Consider the following 20699-nt stretch of genomic DNA (forward strand, 5'->3'; position numbering starts at 1 on the left):
AGGCGTTACACGCAAAGACGCCAAGACCGCAAAGCGGCGCAGAGGGAACCATACGCGTCACTGGTCTATACATAGCTGCAACGACGGCACGCAAAGACGCCGAGACCGCAAAGCGGCGCAGAGGGAACCATACGCGTCACTGGTCTATACACAGCTGCAACGACGGCACGCAAAGACGCCGAGACCGCAAAGCGGCGCAGAGGCTTGGTCATGTACCGTCCTCCGCGCCGTTCCCTTCAGAAACTTTGCACTCTCTGCACCCTTCGCGTCTTTGCGTTAAGAATCTCTGCGTCTCTGCCTGCTTTGTACCTTTTATCTCTGGCCCGCCGCCTCGATGTATTCAAGGCTCTGGTGGCGGAAGTAGGTGTTGTACAGCTCGGCATAGTGCCCGCCGGTGGCCAGCAACTGATCGTGTGTCCCTTGTTCGAGAATCTCGCCGTGCCGCAACACGATGATCCGGTCAACTTCGCGCACCGTACTCAACCGGTGCGCAATGATGATCGCCGTCCGATCCCGCATCGCCTCGTCTAAACCCTCTTGAATCAAGGTCTCGGTTAGCGGATCGATGCTGGCCGTTGCTTCATCCAGAATGAGAATGGCTGGGTTTTGCAGTAAGACCCGTGCCAGCGCTACCAATTGCCGCTGGCCCATGCTCAAGCTGCTGCCACGCTCGCCAACCGGCGTATCCAGCCCTGCCGGCAAGCTTGCCAACCAGTCGCCATGGCCCACCCGTTGGGCCGCAGTCAGTACTTCCTCGTCGGTAGCGTCAGGTCGTCCGTAGCGAATGTTCTCACGCACCGTACCGTCGAACAAAAACGGCGTCTGCGTCACCATACCGAGTTGACTGCGGTAAGCGCTCAGATCAAGCCGCCGAATATCGTGACCGTCAATCTTGATGCACCCACCCTGAAACTCGTAGAAACGGGCGATCAGCTTGGCAATGCTGCTCTTGCCGGAACCGGTATGACCAACCAGTGCCACCTGTTCCCCCGGCTTGATGTGCAGGTTGAACTGGCGCAACACCGGTTCGTCCGGTTTGTACGCAAAATCGACCTGCTCGAACATAATCTCGCCGCGCAACCGGCCCGGATCGAGCCGGTCAATCTGCGTTACCCGCGGTTCGGCGTCAATAAGGGCAAAGACACGCTCACCGGCGGCCAAACCGAGTTGGAACTGACTCCAAAACGAGGCAATACTGGTCAGCGGGAACCAGAAGCTCTGCAAGCCTTGGATGAACAGAAACCACGTGCCGGTAGTGAGTTCGCCGGCATAGACCTTCTGCCCACCGAGATAGACCAAGAGCGCAGTGCCGATGGCGGCCAACAGATTAAGCAGCGGAAAGATGCTGCTGAAGGTGTAGCGCGTGTGCAGATTGACCCGTCGGCTCTTTTGATTGACATCGAGAAAGTCGGCGTAAACGGCCTGCTCTTGGCGGAAAGTTTTGGCGACACCAATCCCACTAACCGTCTCCTGAATATGATTGCTCACTTCAGCATTCACCCGCCGCGAGGCGGTAATGACCTTACGTGCGATCGAGCGGAAAGCCAGCGCCGCACCGATGATCAACGGCGCTAAGCCCAGCAGCACCAGCGTCAGCGACCAACTGACGGTGGCGAGATAGCTGACCAGCACCACCACCAGCAACAACCGGCTCAGCAGATCCATCGTCAGGGTCATTACCTGCGCAAACGCGGCTGTATCGGAATTGACCCGACTAACAATCTTACCGGATGGAAACTCGTCGTAGAAACTGAGATCGCGGGCTAGTACCGCATCGGCGGCGTCGCGGCGCAGCGCCAGCACCACTTCACCGATGGCTCGTACCGACATCGTTTGCCGGATCAGGTTAAACACCCACGACAAACAGGCGATCAGGGCCAGCGCGCCGGCCAGTATCGCCACCTGATTGAGCGAAGTCGCAGTCTGAATCTCGTCAATGCTGTACGAGATAAAGATCGGGATGAGCGCTTCGATTAATGCGGTGGCACTAATCATCAATGCGGCGGTGATGATCTTGGCGGCTTGCGGGCGAAAATAGTGCAGAATTCGCCGCACCAGTTCGCCGTCGCTATATTTGCGATCGTAGCCTTCTGCATCGAGGCCATCGAAGAGAAAACCCATAATGACGTTCCTTCTGTCGTGCTTATCTCACACTCCTAACAGATAAGCTTCTTTCGATCTACTGAGTGTGCATTGTCACCGCTGTCGGTGCTGGACGGACATGCTCCGGTTCGTAACGAGCAAAGATTCGCCGGTAGTGCGGTGATGTGCGCAGCAGATCCTCGTGGGTGCCCGTGGCCACTAACCGCCCGCCATCGAGCACCAGGATCTGGTCGGCCCACCGGATCTGCGCCAAGCGGTGCGTGATCAGCAACACCGTGCGCCCTTGCTGCGCCTGCCGGATCGCGCGCTGAATCTCGTCTTCGGTGGCGCTATCGATTGCGCTGGTGCTATCGTCAAGAATAAGAATACGCGGGTTAGCGAGAAAGGCACGCGCCAGTGCAATCCGCTGCCGCTGCCCACCCGACAGGGTCACGCCTCGTTCGCCAATGACCGTCTGGTAGCCGTGCGGCATACGGCTGATGAAGTCGTGGGCTTGCGCCGCACGCGCTGCTGCCTCGATCTGTTCAGGGGTCGCACCAGGAGCGCCAAAAGCGATATTCTCGCCAATTGTGCGTGAGAAGAGGAAGATATCCTGCTCGATCTTGCCGATTTGTGAACGGAGCACATCGAGATTCCAGTCACGCACATCTACTCCATCGATGAGCACCCGTCCACTAGTCGCATCGTAGGTGCGATTAACCAACTGGGTTAACGCACTCTTCCCGCTACCGGTCTGCCCGACGATTGCCACCGTCTGACCGGCGGCAATGCGGAACGAGATGTCGCGCAGCACTTGGTGCGGTTTTTCGCCGGGATTCGCGGTGAAACTGAAGCTCACATTCTCAAACACAATCTCACCACGCATCGGTGCGCGATAGCCCTTCGGATTTTCGTCAAGATCGGTCTCGGCATTGATGATCGAGAGAATACGGCGCGCACCGGCCAATCCGGCTTGAAAGACCGAGAAGGCGAAGAGCGAGATGAAGGTCGGGAATCGCAAGACATTCATCAACCCGATCACCGCCACGACTTGCCCCAACCCGATGTCACCGGTGCTATAGAGCCACAGGGCATGGAAGAACTCCGCACCTAGTGCAATCCCAAACAGCAAGAGCGGCAAATAGCGCGCCTCGATGTCACCTTGCTGCACAAACAGATCGCGGAATCGTTGCGCGTTACGCAAATACTTCGAGCGTTCGAGCGCTTCGCGCGCGCTGGCCTTCACCACCTCGATCCCGCTGATCGTCTCTTCCAGCCCGGCGTTCATCACCCCATACTGCTCGCGCTGGCGCTGGATCACCGGCATCAGCCGGCGCAGATACCAGCGTGCGGTGATGATATAGCCCGCCACAAAGATCAGCGGCACGATGATCAGGCGCGGTTCGGTGAAAAAGATGAAGGTCAGCGGTACGACGATGCCCAACACCGTCTCGGAGATCAGAGTCGCGCCGGGAACGATCATATTCGCTACCAGATTAGTGTCGTCGGTGGCGCGGGCCATCAAATCGCCGGTCCGCTGACGGTCGTGAAATGCCTTACTCTTCGCCAACAGACTCTCGTAAAACTCTTGCCGTACATCGGCTTCGACCCGCGCTGCCACATTTTCGGCCGATAAACTGCCGATCAACGCCGTCACACTATCCGTCACCATCACTGCCAATACTGCCAGTGCCAGCCCGGTTAAGGCCGCGTAATCGGGCGGTCTGCTCAGCACATCGGCGATATGCCCGATCAATGCCTGTGCCCCCGAATAAGCGGCCCATGCGGTGATGAAGCAGAGGTAGAAGCCCAGTACAAATGGCCAGTAACGCGCAACGTGTGAGAGCAGCCAACGCGCCACGCTTCGCCGGTCATAGGTGTGGGCTGAGGTAACCGTAAATTCACTGCGTTGCACGATTAAGTCTCCTTCCGTTTCATCGTAGCGCAGAGGTAGCTGCTGTTAAGGGATGAGGGCACTCCGTCCATACCTGGCTAGTCGTGAACATCGCCATCTGGAGCGACACAACACCATCTTGCAGACGTAGAACATTGTTGCGAGTATAGCTAATTGGTTGCAGCTTGCGATCGGTCGCAAGGTGTAACCTTTTTCCTATGTTCACCGTATAGATGACGTGCTACAATGCGATCGTATTCACGAAGCGGGGGAGAATCTATAGAATGGCTGCGCGGTTGATCGCTGTCAGTGGCTCGCGAGCCGGACACTCATTTCAACTCAGTGATACCCCGGTTACGATTGGTCGGTCGCCGGATAATAGCATCGTAATCGCGAGCCAGCTTGCTTCGCGCCGGCATGCCGAAATTCGGCGTGAGGGCGGAGTATATGTGCTGGTTGATCTAGGCAGCTCAAACGGGACGTTGCTGAACGGCAAACCGATACAGCGGCAGATTCTCCGAACCGGTGATACCTTTGCGATTGGCGATGAGGTCTTTCGGTTTGAAGAGCTGCCCGCTGCAACGATTGAACCGACGGTTCCGCTTGCCCCGACACCACCCCCGCCGGCAAGTTGGAGTACGCCATCCCCACCCGCGACACCACCTGCGGCAGGTGGGGGCACCCCACCGGCGCCAACCGGCGGTGACGTTCGTATCCCCGCTACTCCGCCTGCTGCTGCCCCACCGTTTTCACCGCAAGCACGCCGTTTCCCCGTCTGGCTGATACTCACCGGTCTGTTTACCTGCATCATCCTGGCTGCTGCCGTAGCCGGCGGCGTGTGGTTTGTGAACCGAGTTGGTACTGATGGTGGGGGTGTAGTTAGCTCCGGTGGTGGTGCGAATACTACCGGTGGTGAGAGTGTGAACGAATCTGGTTCACCCGTACCGATACCGGAGATCATACCAACCCGTGAACTACCACCCAATGCAGCCGATTGGACGGTGTTGGTGTATCTCGATGGTGATAACAATCTAGAGGCGGATGCGATTGAGGATTTTCTCGAAATGGCCCGAGTTGGATCGACTGAGCGTGTGCATATCGTCGTCGAGTTCGACCGCATCCGCTCGCCAGAGTTTTGGGACGACGAACGATATGGCAATTGGGAAGGAACGCTACGCTTTCGGGTTGCAGCGGGGATAAAACCAACCCGTGCGAATGCGATCACCGATCTCGGTGAGCGCAACATGGGTGACCCGGCGACCCTCACCGACTTTCTAGTTTGGGGAATTGAGACGTACCCGGCCCAACGGTATGCAATCATCTTGTGGGATCACGGCGCCTCGTGGCTAGGTATTGCCAGTGATGATACCGATAACGATGCGCTCAATCTGCCGGAGATCGGCTCGGCTTTCGAGACTGCGCTCAGGCGAACGCGGATCGGTGGCTTTGAATTGATCGGGTTTGATGCCTGTCTGATGGCCCAGATCGATGTTTTGCATACGGTTGCGCCTTACGGGCGGGTAGCCGTTGCCTCCGCCGAACTCGAACCGAACACTGGTTGGGCGTGGGATGCGTGGCTGGCGCAGCTGGTCAATAATCCGGCCCAGGACGGCTATGCAATAGCGCCGGTCATCGTTCAGACGTATATGGATTCGTTTAGCGCCGGCAGTGCTGACGGAGTCACGCTATCGGCTTTTGATCTGAGCCGGACCAATGAGCTGATCAACCGTCTCGACGCCTTTGCACAAGCGTTACAACGTGACGTGCAACAGAGCTACACGGCCATCGGGCAAGCACGTTCGTTTGTGAATGTCTATGCACCCTCTTACGCCGAAGAGTTTAACGCTATCGATCTCCCGCACTTTTTAGCATTGTTACCGCAGCAAGGGGCGAGCGGGGCGGTGCGTGAACAGGCCAATGAATTATTGCAGTTGATCGAGGAGGCTCGGCTTGCCAACGGTGTCGGCGCGTATCATCGCGAAAGTGGTGGCTTGTCGATCTACTTCCCCCAGCTCGCCGAGCTGTACGCGGAAGCCTACGAACGTATTTCGCCGACGCCACGGGTAACGGCGTGGGATGATTTCTTGGCTGCGTACTATCAGGTGGGGAGTACGGTTGTTCAGCGCCCAACCATTCGCGCTCTCCTGCTCAATCGTGAGGTAGTCAGCGTCAATGCACCGGTAAGCCTCACCGGTACGGTAGCCGGCAGTGATATTGCGTATGTCTTCCAGTTTATCGGTATTCCCAACGAACGCCGAGATACGGTCGATTTAATCTTGGTTGATTTTGTCTACCCACCCGGCACAACGCCCGGTAATCCAGTACCAGACTGGAGCGATGGTGAGTTTAGTCTGCGTTTAAATTGGGACGCAACCAATTGGTATTTGAGCAACGGCACCGATTCGATTGAGGTCTTACTTGGCCCGATTAAGTACGGTGTCGAGTTCTACGGCGTCGAAGGGGTGTATACATCTGCTGCGACCGGTGAACAGATCAATGCCGGTCTTATTTTTTCAATCCAAGGCAATGAAGCACAGTTGGTGCGGATTTGGGGTTTCCCCCGTCTTGCCGGTAAGCAGGAACCGCAGCCCTTCGAGCTGACGCCACGGGCCGGCGATACGTTCACCGCATACTACCGTTCATATACCGATACCGGTAGTGGGTTAGAGGCCAAGCGTTTTGAAGGGCAAACGATTACCTTTGGTGAGACGCCGCTAAAAGCCGTTCGTGGTCCAACACTGAGCGGTGATTATGTGATGGGTTTTCTCGTGCGCGACATTGCCGGAAATTATCACTACGATTACGTTGATATATCAGTAGGTAACACTAACGTCCCAACCACACCGACCGGTGCCGTCTTGCCATCGTCAAACACCCCACCGCCCGGTTTTCAACGCTACGAAAGCTCGCTCGGTTTTGCTATCGATCATCCCGAAACGTGGCGCGCATTTGATACCGGTAATGATCGTATAATCTTCTCCGATCGAGCTATTGACGATGGCGTGTATGTGGTTGTCGATGTGTATAAGTCGGTTGCCGATGATCCAACGGTGGCAACCCGCCTCTTGATGGAAGAGTTAAAGCAGTTGGTAAGGCAGAATGGCGAACTGCGTGATGACGTAAGCGATGTTAAGGTCGCCGGCTTTGATGGCTTAAAGATCGAATATGTCTACCAGACGAGTCAAGGGAGCACAAGCTATGTAGTAGCAATTGTCGTCACAAGCCCAAATACGCAATGGTCGTATCTACTACTCTTTGAAGCTCCGGAAACGAGTTTCGATAGTCAGCTAACCTTGTTCAATACGATGCTGAGCAGCCTCGTGATCGGGTAGTGCTTGCGCTACGCAGTGGGGAAGGAATGAGCCGTGGGGGGTAATCAACGTGAAGTGGGTGAGCGACCGGCAGTCCAGCTCATCCCAGACATTGCTCAGCTCAAATCATGTCTGCGGATGGGAGTAGCGGGCGGATATACGCCAGCGGCACTTATCCAACTGGCGCAGACGTTGAGTTATGCAACGCTTTCTGAGGGTGGGTCAGTGCTCGTTGCTGGCTCAGCCGGCGGTCATTGGGCCGATCTGGCCCTACAGGGCGTGGCGTTGCCGATTCAACGCAGTAATGTGGCGACTCAAGGTGTAGGAGTGGCGCTGGTTGGCGTAGGACCGCGCTACGGTTATGCCTTGGTCGCTATTCCGATGGAGTCGTTGGAACACGAAGCTGATCTGCAATTGCATGATGCCCATTGGAGCTGCGCTCCTGAAGATCTGTTGGCCCTAAGCGAGCAGCTCGAAAACTCCATCCCGATACTGCAACGCGCTGCATTGCAGCGTTTGCAGCCGCTGCCTAGCCATTTGCTCTTGCAGATCGCGCATCAGGCGCTCGATTTTGCTGCTCGCCAACACGTGACCTTGGCACTCGCCAATCGCGTGCTCACCGAACGGCTGCGCAATCATGAAGATCAGACCCGGATGATTGTGCATGATATGCGCGCGCCGTTGCATACACTTCTGATCAGTCTCAAGGCCTTGCAGCGTCAAGGCTTTGATGCCAGCGCGCGCGATGAATTGATTGAAGTGGCGCGCGAGAGCGCCAATTATCTGCTCAGTTTGACCGAGACGGTACTCGATTCGGCCCGGCTCGAGACGAGCAGTTGGTCGTTGCAGTTGCAGCCGACTAATCTCGTTATGTTGATCAAGACCGTGTGTGATCCGTTTCGCCAGTTGGCCCATCCTGATCAGCCACATGTGTGGGTGGAATTACCATCAGAGTTGCCGCTGATCCTACTCGATCAGCACTTGATCGAACGGGTGATCACGAATCTGGTCTCGAATGCGGTGAAGTTTACGCCGTCAGACGGTGAAGTGGTCGTGTCTGCTCGCCTGACCAACGATGGCCATAGCGTTGAGTTGCGGGTCAGCGATACCGGTATGGGTATTCCGCGCGAGGCGCAAGATCGGATCTTCGATCGCTTCTATCAAGCCCGCGAGAATGATCGTCGCTGGGGTACCGGCTTGGGTCTCTATTTTTGCCGGCTCGCAGTTGAGGCGCACGGCGGCAGTATTTTGCTTGAGAGCGAAGTGGGGCGGGGCAGTACGTTCATTGTGCAACTGCCAGTGAGCTAGGCTTCGCAAACATTGCACAAATGATGGAGTGTGGCAGTCCCACTGCCGCACGTAAGTCACTCGCCGCCTTACCGGTGGGGTAGGCTTCGCAAACATTGCACAAATGATAGGGTGCGGCAGTTCTCCTGCCGTATTTAACATCACTCTCTCCTTTACCGGTGAGTTAGGCTTCGCAAACGTCACGCTACAGTATGGACGATGGGTGCGACAGTCCCATTGTCGCAAGGTAAGTCACTCGCCCTCTCGCCGGTGGAGTAGGCTTCGCAAACGTTGCCGATGTTATGGAGTGTGGCAGTCTCATTGTCGCACTCTGTCATCATCCCGTCGCCGCAATCGTTGTCACGAGCGTGTTGGCTGCGCCGGCGGCCCGCAACGCGCCAGCGATCGTCGCCGCATGTTCCGGCGTGGTCAACGCCAACATCACGCCACCCCAACCGGCACCGGCCAGTTTGGCGCCTAATGCACCCGCCGCCCGCGCTGCGTCGGTTAGGCGGTTGAGTTCGGGTGAAGAGACACCAATCTCGCACAAGAGAGCGTGGTTGGCATCGAGTAATGGCCCTAATGCTGCGACATCGCCTTGCGCGAGCACCGTTCGTGCGGCTGTCACTATTTCACCTACTTGATCGAACAGTGCTTCATAACGCTCTGGCTCGGCTTGCCAACGTTCACGCACGGCACCAACCGGTAATCGCGTCGGACTACGCACACCACTGTCGCCGATCACCAGTGTTAACGGTGTACCAATGGTCACCGGTTCGATCAGGGGTGGTAAAGATGGACGGCGTTGAAACCAGATCGGCTGCTCAAAAGCGACCACTGTATTATCGATCCCACTCGGCGTCCCGTGGTAACCACGTTCGCTCTCGTACACCAGCTCAGCGATGGTCGCGGTGGGTACCGTGTGTCCGCCAACTGCAAGCAGCTCACGCACAATCGCCGTCGCAATCGCAGCTCCGCTTCCCATCCCACTGGCAATCGGGATCGCCGAATGGATGGTAATTTCAATGTCCGTTGGAATGTGAAACTGCTCAACGATCTTTAGTACTAACGCGCTGAGAGGTTCGTTGGGACATTCGGTGACCCGCCACTGTCCACCTAAGTCGGGCGCTCTGATGATCGGGCCACTCCCCGCCGGCGCCGGCGTCACCGTTGCCGTTGCGCGCAGATCGGTCAACGGCAAGGCAATCGCCGGTCTCCCGTAGACAACCGCGTGTTCGCCACAGAGGATCAGTTTTGCCGGTGCCGTTGCCATAGCCTAACTGCGGATGGTTGCGCCTAGTTCGCGTTCAAGATTACCGATAATCTTCTTGCGAATCTTGGCTAACGTCTCGTCGAGGAGGGTGCGGTCAGATGCGCGGAAGACGAGGTGATACGTCAGACTACGCTTACCCTCCCCTACCTGTGGCCCGCTATAGCGGTCGAACAGGTTTAAGCTCTCAAGATACTCACCGGCGCTGCGTTGGATGACGGCGCGGATCTGAGCTTCGCTCACCGTTTCATCGGCCACAATTGACAGATCTTGCACACTGGCCGGGAAGCGTGAAATGGCTCGATAGGTCGCTTGTCCGGCGTGAGCGATGAGTGTTTCGAGATCGATCTCGGCGAGCAGCACACGTGGTACGTTCACTTCGAGGCGGGCGCGCACCTGCGGATGCGCTTCACCGAGTACGCCAACCGGCTGCTGATCGACCGGGCGTCCCCGGCTATCGCGTTTATGTACCAACATGAGCACCGCTGATCGTCCGGGATGGAAACGTTCATCATCGGTCAGTGGTGCAAAGGTCAGTTGATCACTCAATCCCAGCCGTTCGCCGAGCAGTTCGACGATACCCTTCAAATCGTAGAAATCGAGCCAGTCGCGGTCGGTGCTCAACCAACTTTCGGGCTGACGTGGGCCGGCGAGGGCTATTGCCAGACGGCGCGGTTCATCGGGGAGCCACCGATCATCCTTGCCCGGTTCGGCTGGGGGCAGGTAGACGCGCCCAATCTCAAAGACCAGCGATCGCTCGCGTTCACGTAAGTTGAGCGCTAACGCTGCTGCGAGCGACGGGAGGAGCGAGCGTCGCATATATACATGTTCTGGTGTACCAGGATTGCTGATCTTGAGATACCGTTCGGGCACCGCTTCAGAGGGTTGAACGCGGGCGACCAGTGCCATGTCGATCAAGGAGTAGGTGATCAACTCGGTCAGTCCGGCCCCAACCATCAAGTCACGCACCTGATCTTCGAGTTCAATGGCTTTCACCGTCATCGGTGGGGGTAATTCGTCGGCTAGGCGCGTTGAGGGGATGCGATCATAGCCATAGACACGCGCTAATTCTTCGCACAGATCGGCGACCATGGTAACATCTTGGCGGAAAGAGGGCACTTCTACCCGCACCACCGGTTCGGCAGCTAAGATCGCAAAATCGCCGACCGTCGACCCACCTTGGATCGAGCAGGTAAAACCGAGCCGACCCAAAATCTCAGCAATCGAGTGAGCATCGAGATGAATACCGAGCAACCGGTGAACCTCCGATGACAGCAGTTCGATCGTTACCGGCTGCCACGGACGAGAATAGACATCGATAAAATCGGCAGCAATCGTCGCTCCGGCATACAGTCGCATCAACTCCAAACAGCGGCGCAGAGCAATCGGTGGCAGTGCGTAATCAACCCCGCGCTCAAACCGGCGCGACGCCTCGCTCGGCAATTTCAGGCTGCGTGCCGTGCGCCGAATCTGCACCGGTTCCCAAATGGCCGCCTCGAGCAACACATTTGTCGTCGCATTGCTGACTTCCGAATTGGCCCCTCCCATCACACCGGCTATCGCCAACGGCCCGGTTGCATCGCATACCAACAGTGGCGGATGCGACAAGCCGCTTTCAGGGCTGGGGGTCAAATCCCGATCGCGGTCATCGAGGGTCGTGAGACGTTCACCCGGTTGGGCCAGTCGCACGATCAGATGACGGTCGGCGACACGGTCGGCATCGAAGGTGTGGGTCGGCTGTCCCCACTCAAGCATCACATAGTTGGAAATATCAACGATATTGTTAATCGGGCGCATCCCGGCGTTGATCAGCCGGCGTTGCATCCAGAACGGTGATGGACCGATCTTCACCCCTTCGGCCAGCCCCACCATAAAGCGTGGGCAGAGGTCAGGTTCGTGGACTGTCACCTTGGCGCGTCCGATGATCGACGGTCCCTCGGCAACGACTTGTGGATCGGGCAGCTTGAGCGGCGCACCGGTCAGGGCAGCGACTTCGCGGGCTACACCGACAATCGAGAGGCAGCGGGCAAAATTCGGGGTGAGATCGATCTCAAGGATCACCTCACCCAAATAATCACGTAACGGCATCCCTACCGGTGCATCGTCAGGCAAGATCAAAATGCCTTCGTGATCCTCACTAAGCCCTAGCTCCTTCTCAGAACAGAGCATCGCATCGCTCATCACGCCACGCACCGGGCGACCCTTCAATTTTGTAATCACCCATCCCTCGGCGTGACCATCGTACAACTGCGCACCTTCACGGGCGAAGGCTGCCTTGAGCGGATGCGGCAGGCGACCCTGATCGCGGTAAGGGAAGAGATTCGGTGCACCGGTGACGACCGTATGTGGCTGGGCGGCGCCGTAATCAACATCGGCTAACACGAGCCGGTCGGCGTTGGGGTGCGAGCGCACTTCTAGCACATTCGCCACGACAATCAATTCGGGATCCCAGGGCAGCGGCGACCCCTCAACACCAATGCGGTGGATCTGCGCAACTTCCATACCACCAAAGGTGAGGCGACGGGCCAATTCCTCGACCGGCAGATCAATCGCAACAAATTCACGCAACCACGACAGTGGAACTCGCATACGACTTCCTCAGCAAAGCAATCCGGCTGCTGCGATTGTAACGAGCGACTTGATGACTGTCAAATAGGTACGGCATTGTGTCTTAGATCGGGCATGTTACAATAGGCTATGGAATTCGCGTTCATGACATTTTGATAGTATGACCCAATCAAACACCAATGAGCTACCGCCGACAGCATCGGCAACGTCCACGTCCCGATCGCGTAGTTGTTTCAGTCGATTCCTCAGTTTTTTCGGTTGGCTGATGACGCTGATCCTGGCTGTGGGATTGGCACTCGCAGCCGGTGCCGGACTCCTCTATCTGTCGGGGCTTGATCTCTCGACGCCACAACAACTTCGGCAAGCGAGCAGTGATGTACAGCAACTCCAAGCGATAGCTACCGCGCACGCTGAAACATTCGTCAGTTTGCAAACGGCGCAGGCGCAAACCAATCTTGAGCTAAACAATGCGCGTGAGCGGATTGACGAGCTTGAGCAACAAACCGAGCGATTAGCGGCTTTTGCGACTGCGCAGGTCGGGCAAGCAGCCACGGCGGTAGCGCTAGGACGTGCCTTGCAGACCGCGGTTGCAGAGACGGTTGCGTTGCAAGATCGGTTGCGTGAAGGGCAAGTGTTGGTCGCGGTTGTAGCAACTGTGCAGGCCGAACAGCAAGCGCGTATTCGCGAGGTGGAACGTCGCAGCGAGCGGTTGACCCGTTTTCTCGACCGACTAAGCAATATTGCCGGCGATACGGTTGATGACGTAGGGTTGCCAACTCTGACACCGGTTCTCACCCCAACTGCAACAGCCTTCACACCAACCCCAAGCCCGACGGGTTCACCGGTAGCAACGCCTACACCATAACAGGAATTGGTTCGGTGATAGGCAATGGCAAAGAGTAGTGAGACTTCTCACGCGCTCTTTGTCAACTCCGCCCCCGTCCACGAAAATAGCCGACTCGGAACGCAAGTGCAGCGACGACCGTCACCAATAGTAGAATAATGAGACATTCGGTGATACCAATGGTACTCATGAAGGTACTCGCATGTTATCTAGACGGTAGTTCCGCCGTGGCATCAGTATACTCCAAGCTCTTGCGTTGCCGTGCTACAATAATTGCATTATGGAGCGGCTTTTGGCGTTACACAGTCGGTTGCAACTGACGATCTCTGTGGTGATCGTGGTCGGTTTACTTTGGGCGTTAGTGGTAGCTTGGCGTAACCGTGGTGGGATGCAACCGCTCAGTGGGATTCTGCAATTACTCATTCTTGCCCAGTCTGCGATTGGGATTCCGTTGCTTTGGAATACCGATTTGGTTGTAATGGCATTACACCTCATCTATGGTGTGGTTGCGGTGGCACTTATCCCGGCTACGGCGTTTGCGGTGCGTGATCGGCAGCCGAGGGTGGTGGGGTTGGCCTATACCGGTATCTTGGTGATGCTCTTCATCGTGGTGGCCCGCTTATTCGAGACCGGAAGGTAGAGGGTGCATGTCTGACCACTTCGATGTCATCATTGTTGGTGATACCGCTGCCGAGGCAGCACTCGCTGCGCTGCTTGCTCGTGATGGCCGCGCTGTGCTGCTCGTGAGTGCCGGGACGACGCGGCCACGGGTGTGCTGGCGCGGTATGCAGTACGATGCCTTCCCTCCACAGTGGGCCGGTCTGAATGACGGGCCATACGCTCGTATTGCCGCGCATGTAGGGGTTTATCTCCCTGTTGTCCGTCGTGAGCCGGCATGGCGGGTGCATCTACCTGCGCGCACTATTGATGTGCCGAGCGATATAGGACAGTGGCGACGGACGCGCCGGGCACTCTTTCCGGCGCAGACCGATGCGGCAAGTCGCTTTTGGCAGGCCCAAGAGACCGCAGCAATGGCTGCGTTACGGTTGGCCGAGCGGTTTGATCCGCTCGCTCAAATTCAGGTGCTGCGTCAGCGACGAATCACGGTGGCCGATATGCTGCGGCGCTATGGGTTGGTCGACCCGGCGTTACGTCATTTCATCGATACCATGCTCATGGCCTATGGTCTGCCGGTCTGTGACCATTGCGCATGGTCGGCCGGTAGTGTTGCGTTGCTGCCACCGGCAGAAACGTTAGTCGGTAATGCTGCGACATTGTCCTGGCTGTTCGGTGATGCGTTGATACGCGCCGGTGGTGAATGGCGACGGCATCAACGTGCAGTGACATTGCTCACGACGCCAACCCGAGTTGTGGGTATTGGTTTGACCGGTGGTGAAAAGGTAACAGCGCGGGTGGTTGTGCTTGGCGTTGCTGCGTGGCAATTAGCTCATCATCGTCATAACGCGCTGCCGGCATGGGCTACGAGCTACGTTGCACTTGATAATGCGCAGGTACCGGAATGTCTCCCATTGTGTCAGATTGTAGCCGTTGGGGGTACGCCGGTATTAATCAGCGTATCACCGACCGATGATCAAGCGGCTTGTCGTACTCTCACCGTTGCGATGCGGTTATCCGCCGCCGAATCGGCTCAGTTACGTTCCGCCTCTCGCCATAAACGCGGTCAATTCCGCACTCAGCTTGCTAATGTCTTGCAAAAAGCGATTGCTAAGGTGCTACCCCAGGTCGCAACGACTCTGCCGGACATTGAGGTTGTTGCGCCGTTGCCCGATCCGGTAGTGCCGCGTGCTCGACCTCCGGCAGCACAGGCTGGCTTGTGGCTGTTGCGTCCGCCGGCGTGGTTACCACCCGGCTATGATAATGGCAGTGGCGTATTACGCCTCTACCGACAGTTGCGTGGCTTAATAGGGTAAAACGTGGCTTGTTATAATAGGGTTACTATTTGGCTTAATGTGTGTGGCATCTAACCACCCCCAGCACTGTGAGGAACAATTCATGGACGATGTAGTCATCGTGAGTGCGGTGCGTACACCGATCGGACGCTTCAATGGCGCCTATAGTGGTTTGAGCGCGATTGATCTCGGTGCTGCTGCCGTACAGGCGGCAGTGCAACGTGCCGGTATCGATCCGGCCATGATCGATGAATGTATTATGGGATGCGTTGTCACTGCTGGGTTGGGTCAATCACCGGCACGACAGGCGGCCTTACGCGCCGGTTTACCGGAAACGGTCGGTGGTTTGACCATTAACAAGGTATGCGGAAGTGGCCTAAAGGCGGTAATGGTAGGGACTGCGCTGATCAAAGCCGGTGAGGCAGAGGTATTGGTTGCCGGTGGTATGGAACATATGAGTGGAGGTCCTTACCTGTTACCCCAAGCGCGGCACGGGTACCGACTCGGTCATGGTCAGATTATCGACGCAGTTGTTCACGATGGGTTATGGTGCGCATTCGAGAATCACCATATGGGCGCGGCTGCGGAATGGATTGCGCGCACATTTCACGTTACCCGTGAACAGCAAGACAACTACGCATTGCAATCGCACCAGCGTGCGATTGCCGCGCAAGATAGTGGGGCGTTTAACGAAGAGATTATCCCCGTGAAGGTAGCAGGGCCGAAGGGGCAAATTAATGTAGTGACGGTTGACGAAGGGCCACGGCGCGATACCTCATTAGCTGCGTTGGCGAAACTTAAACCGGCATTCGTTGCCGATGGCACGGTAACGGCGGGAAACGCGCCTGGTATCACCGATGGTGCTGCCGCGGTTGTCTTGATGCGGGCCGGTCGTGCTGCCCAGCTAGGCTTACAACCGTTGGCCCGTATTGGAATTGCGGCACAGGCTGCCGTGAAGCCGCTCGAAGTCTTTACGGCACCCGCTTTTGCAATTGAACAGTTGATGAAACGCGCCGGGCGTACCTTTGACGATTACGATCTATTTGAGATTAATGAGGCCTTTGCAGCTCAGGTGATTGCCAATCTGCGCGCTCTGTCGCTCGATGCCGATCGGGTTAATGTGCATGGTGGTGCGATTGCGCTTGGGCATCCGATCGGTGCTAGTGGGACGCGAGTATTGGTAACACTCATCTCGGCATTGCGGCAACGTGGTGGTAAGCGAGGTATTGCCGCGCTCTGCCTTGGTGGTGGTGAAGCGGTTGCGTTAGAGGTCGAAGTCATGTAATCGGTGTTGGCGGTTAGTCGGTACGACACCGGCATACCGCCAACATGGTCAAATCATCGGCAGGTTGCGGTTGGCCGGTATATATCATCACTGCCTGCTGGATGACATCGAGGCGAAAGGCTTGATTGTGGGCTGTAGCGATGGCGCTGAGCAGTCGTTCCTCTCCAAACAACTCGCCATTGCGTGTGCGGGTCTCGGTGACGCCGTCGGTGTAGGCAAAAAGGATGTCTCCTGCACGCAATGTGGTTGTCTCGATGGTGAAACAGGCATCTGCGATCCAACCGACGGCTGGCCCTGTGGTGGTGAGGTGCGAAACGCTACCATCTGCTCTGATAATGAGCGGTTCTGGATGACCGGCGTTTACATACTGTGCAAGTCCACTTTTAGGCTCAAACATAATACAGAAGATGGTCGAGAAGGTGCGGCTGGCGCGATGGTGACGGGCAATATACTCATTGGTCATTGCAACCGCACGTAGCGGATCGGTACCATTGGCCGCAGCTTGCTCGATAAAGGCACGTAAAAGTGAACGGGTCAGTGCCATAAACAATGCTGCGCCGACCCCTTTATCACACACATCCCCCACAAAACAGACTAACCGCTGATCAGGCAAGAGAAAAGCATCGTAGAAATCACCGGCCACATCCCGCGCCGGCACAAACGCAGCCGTAATTTCCCAACCGGTCAGTTGTGGTAAGCTGGTGGGCAAAAAGTCTGCCTGTGTCCGCCGACCCAACTCTAGTTCGTAGCGAATAGCGTTGAGATACGCTTGTTCGCTATCGCGTAGTCTTTTTCGTTCGAGGCAGGCGTTAATTTTCGCGTACAGCAATGTTTGGTTGAATGGCTTGGTTAAATAATCTTCAGCGCCTGCCTCGATACAACGTACTACATCGTCGATTTCATTAATTGCCGAAATCACGATCACCGGAATGTGGTGGGTCTGGGGAGTATGCTTGAGCTGATCGAGCACAGTGAATCCGTCCATTTCCGGCATCATCAGATCGAGCAGAATGACATCGAAGAGTTCACGTTGAGCATATTCCAACCCTTGCCGACCATGAGCAGCAGTAACAGTGCTGTGCCCACGCCGTTCAAGCTGGCGGGCCAACAAAGAGCGATTGTATTCACTATCATCGATGATGAGGATCCGGCCGGTTAGTTGATCTGCCATAGGTATGGTTTGGAAAGCGGTTACGCTGATTGAGCATCATCATACCATGGCACTGGATTTTTATTGACAGACGGTTTGGCGATAGGCGGTTTCCGCAATAAGGGCGAGGTTATCCCAATGGAGGCGATGGGCCGCCGCGAGAGCGGCGGTACGGAGTTTGGCTCGTGCCGTTGCATCGTCAAGCAGATTAATGACGGCTGCCGCTAGTGCGTTCGGATTGCCGGGTGGCACAAGAATACCGGCATCTGGAGCAAGATAGTCACGTGCCGTACCTACATCACTGGCGACAATCGGTAAACCGGCAGCAAGTATTTCAACCAATTTGGCCATTCCGCGAGCACGGTTGATTAATGTATCGCGGATGGGTGCTAGCGCCACATCGGCTTCGGCGAGTAACGATGGGATAGCGGTTGGTTCTTGCCAGCCGCGATAATCGACCATTGTGAGCCATCCCTCGGCTGCCGCTTGCGCTAACAGACGCTGCTCTTCACCGCGTTCACCTTTGCCGATCAACAACAGACGAGCTGTCGGTCGAGCCTGGTGAATCGTTGCCAGCACCGTTGCCACCTCGGCCACATCGAGTTCCCAGAAGCGGGTATAGAGCACAATGGTTGGTCGTTCGGTTGGTCGCGGCGGGAGTAGTTCGTTCGGGACTGCACCATTAGGTAGGTAGAAAACGCGCTGTGGTGGCACGCCCATTGCCCACACCAGTGTTTCGAGCGTGTGGGAAACAACCGTAACTGCATCGGCGCGGCGCGGCAAATCGCGCTCTTGCCACGCGAAGAGCAATTTAGCCGGTTGTGGATACGGCAGGAGATCATTCCAGCCACCTGGCCCCTCCCAGTCGTCGCAATCGACAACGAGTGGAACCCGACCACGTGCCAACACTGCCAGGCCGCCAAAACCTTTTGGTTTGAATAGATGAATCACATCAGGACGAAGCCGGCGTGTCTGCTGCCATAGCGCCATCGTATGCCAAAGCGCTGCCGGTAGCCCACGCAGCGGTGGTGTGGCCGTGTGGATAACGATCACTCCATCGTAGGAGCGGTGTGTTCCGCCATCGGTGGGGTTATGTACCGGCGGGGCCACAATGGTCACGGCATGGCCCCGTCTGTGCAGTGCCTGTGCCAACGGCAACATGCGGGCCAAGAGCGTACCCTTCGGCCTGATCCCGAAGGGCGCAATCATCACGATTCGCATTAGCGGCCGGCGCGAATAATATCCAACATCTCCTCAACGCGCGTAACCTTGACCCGTGGGCGACCTTGGGCGGCACCTTGTGCCGTCTCGTACTCGTTCAGTCGTTGCCAATCGGCGTAGCTCACGAAATCAACACCACGCTCGCGCAAGAGATCGGCAATATCATTATGTTGTGGCGCACCGGGCAACGTTGGCAGATCGGCCAGCATACTGTTCACGGTCTCTACGGCGTCGGGCTTATTCGTGCCGATCACTCCCGACGGGCCGCGCTTGATCCACCCAACCACATACTCACCGGGGATCGGCTCGCCATTTGGTCCATTGAGAACACGCCCATTACGGTTGGGAATGGTGCCGCTTGCTTCGTCGAATGGCACATCGGGCAGAGGGACACCACGATAACCAACTGAACGGAGGATCATACCGCAGCTAATCTCTTCGGTCACACCGGTACCGCGTGGGCGCAGACTGCCGTCGGCGGCCTGTACCAGCCGGTTGCGTTCGATGGTCACTCCGGTAACACGGCCATCAGCACCGTGGATTGCAATGGGTGAAACGAGGAAACGCATAACAATTCGCCGTGGTGCGCCGGTACTACCACGTGCAGCATATTCGCGGAGCAGCTCAACATTCCTCGCCGCTGTCTTATCGTTGGCCATTGCGGCCTCACTCAGCGGATCAAGCTCAAGATCGGCCGGATCAACAATGACGTCAACGCCTTTGAGTTCACCGAACTCCTTCAACTCAGGATTTGTGAAGGCTGCCTGCACCGGCCCACGCCGACCCAGCATCACCACTTCGCGAACTTTGCTCTGGCGCAGAGCAGCGAGTGCATAGTCGGCAATATCGGTTTTTGCCAGCTCATCAGGATCGCTGACTAAGATGCGGGTGACATCCATTGCCACGTTTCCATTGCCAACTACCACTACCCGCTCAACGTTCAAATCTACTTCGAGGTCACGGTAATCAGGACGGCCGTTGTACCAACCGACGAAGGCGGTTGCCGGCATACTACCAAAGAGATCCTCACCCGGGATGCCCATTCGTCGATCTGATTGTGCGCCAACGGCGTAGACGATCTGATCATAGCGTGTGCGGAGATCGGCGTGGGTAATATCAACGCCGAAGGTGACGTTGCCGAAGTAGCGTACACTGGGGTGGGCTGCGAGTTTGTCGTAGATACGTGTGACCGCCTTAATCGACTGATGATCAGGAGCAACTCCCTCACGTACCAGTCCATAGGGTGTGGGGAAGCGATTAAAAATATCGATCTGGCAGACGAGATCTTTTTGCTTTAGTAAAGCCTCAACAGTGTAGAAACCGGCCGGACCGGCGCCAATAATAGCGACGCGCAGCGGGCGTTGGGCGCTTCCCAAAGTTTCACTCACGGCGCACTCCTTTGTCGTCTGGTTACCGATTGAGCCATTTGTGATATACAGCACAGATCGGGTTGCAATGTACCATGTCTATTACGTCATGTCAAACGTCTTGTGATGGCAGTTCGAATTCTCTTGTGTAGAACATCATGAAGCCAAGATTGAGCGGCAATTGGCCTGCGATGGTTGGCGAAGTAGCCGGTGGGTTGGTGAGACTGGCTATTTTCAGTGATAGGTTTGTTGTGGACAATTATAGAAGAACAGAATAATAATTATGCTTGTTACCGATATTATCTTGCTTAGGTCGATGCAGGCTTGTTGTGTGCATGCAAAGGGTGTAACGCAAAGGCGCAGAGAGTGCAAAGGGTGTAACGCAAAGGCGCAGAGAGTGCAAAGGGTGTAACGCAAAGGCGCAGAGAGTGCAAAGGGTGTAACGCAAAGGCGCAGAGAGTGCAAAGGGTGTAACGCAAAGGGTGGGGATATATAGCTGGGGGAGTGGTT

General features: G+C 56.5%; 13 protein-coding genes. 6 read left to right on the top strand and 7 right to left on the bottom strand.

The genetic code is table 11. The features are described 5' to 3' along the window. Positions 1-312: 312 nt before the first annotated feature. A complete protein-coding gene (locus tag AC01ZF_RS08225) occupies positions 313-2121 on the bottom strand; it encodes an ABC transporter ATP-binding protein (RefSeq protein WP_428112934.1) in 1809 nt (602 codons plus the stop codon). Positions 2122-2179: 58 nt separating this feature from the next. Beyond that, a complete protein-coding gene (locus tag AC01ZF_RS08230; protein ID WP_476575272.1) occupies positions 2180-3997 on the bottom strand; it encodes an ABC transporter ATP-binding protein in 1818 nt (605 codons plus the stop codon). 263 nt (positions 3998-4260) lie between these two features. On the opposite strand from AC01ZF_RS08230, the gene AC01ZF_RS08235 reads away from it, so the two are divergent. Both AC01ZF_RS08235 and AC01ZF_RS08240 read left to right on the top strand, forming a co-directional pair. Next, on the top strand, positions 4261-7308 hold the full coding sequence (locus tag AC01ZF_RS08235; RefSeq protein WP_476575273.1) for a clostripain-related cysteine peptidase: 3048 nt from the start codon (positions 4261-4263) through the stop codon (positions 7306-7308). Between the two features lie 33 nt (positions 7309-7341). Further along, positions 7342-8595, top strand: coding sequence for a sensor histidine kinase (locus AC01ZF_RS08240; RefSeq protein ID WP_476575274.1), 1254 nt, complete (start codon positions 7342-7344; stop codon positions 8593-8595). A gap of 316 nt (positions 8596-8911) precedes the next feature. On the opposite strand, the gene mvk is transcribed toward AC01ZF_RS08240, so the two are convergent. Next, the gene (mvk, locus tag AC01ZF_RS08245) at positions 8912-9847 is read right to left on the bottom strand and encodes a mevalonate kinase (protein WP_424677439.1); all 936 of its coding nucleotides are present in this window, start codon (positions 9845-9847) and stop codon (positions 8912-8914) included. Positions 9848-9850: 3 nt separating this feature from the next. Beyond that, positions 9851-12433, bottom strand: a complete 2583-nt coding sequence (gene pheT / locus AC01ZF_RS08250) for a phenylalanine--tRNA ligase subunit beta (RefSeq protein WP_428112929.1) — start codon at positions 12431-12433, stop codon at positions 9851-9853. Positions 12434-12677: 244 nt separating this feature from the next. Here pheT and AC01ZF_RS08255 point away from each other — a divergent pair, with 244 nt between their 5' ends. The 4 genes from AC01ZF_RS08255 (at position 12678) to AC01ZF_RS08270 (ending at position 16451) form a co-directional block, all read left to right on the top strand. Next, positions 12678-13277, top strand: a complete 600-nt coding sequence (locus tag AC01ZF_RS08255) for a hypothetical protein (RefSeq protein ID WP_424677450.1) — start codon at positions 12678-12680, stop codon at positions 13275-13277. A gap of 259 nt (positions 13278-13536) precedes the next feature. Further along, positions 13537-13896: a hypothetical protein gene (locus AC01ZF_RS08260; RefSeq protein WP_424677449.1), complete on the top strand. Its 360-nt coding sequence runs from the start codon at positions 13537-13539 to the stop codon at positions 13894-13896. Between the two features lie 7 nt (positions 13897-13903). Next, a complete protein-coding gene (locus AC01ZF_RS08265; protein WP_428112927.1) occupies positions 13904-15187 on the top strand; it encodes a hypothetical protein in 1284 nt (427 codons plus the stop codon). An 82-nt stretch (positions 15188-15269) separates the two neighbouring features. Continuing rightward, positions 15270-16451, top strand: a complete 1182-nt coding sequence (locus AC01ZF_RS08270; RefSeq protein WP_424677447.1) for a thiolase family protein — start codon at positions 15270-15272, stop codon at positions 16449-16451. Positions 16452-16464: 13 nt separating this feature from the next. On the opposite strand, the gene AC01ZF_RS08275 is transcribed toward AC01ZF_RS08270, so the two are convergent. From AC01ZF_RS08275 to AC01ZF_RS08285, 3 genes are read right to left on the bottom strand one after another with little or no spacing between them, the layout of a single operon-like run. Continuing rightward, a complete protein-coding gene (locus AC01ZF_RS08275; RefSeq protein ID WP_476575275.1) occupies positions 16465-17622 on the bottom strand; it encodes a PP2C family protein-serine/threonine phosphatase in 1158 nt (385 codons plus the stop codon). Between the two features lie 60 nt (positions 17623-17682). Then, the gene (locus AC01ZF_RS08280) at positions 17683-18810 is read right to left on the bottom strand and encodes a glycosyltransferase family 4 protein (RefSeq protein WP_424677445.1); all 1128 of its coding nucleotides are present in this window, start codon (positions 18808-18810) and stop codon (positions 17683-17685) included. An 11-nt stretch (positions 18811-18821) separates the two neighbouring features. Further along, positions 18822-20210 carry an FAD-dependent oxidoreductase gene (locus AC01ZF_RS08285; RefSeq protein ID WP_476575276.1) on the bottom strand — a complete coding sequence of 463 codons (1389 nt, stop codon included), beginning with the start codon at positions 20208-20210 and terminating at the stop codon, positions 18822-18824. Between the last annotated feature and the right edge of the window lie 489 nt (positions 20211-20699).

This window comes from Chloroflexus sp. (genome assembly GCF_056331925.1).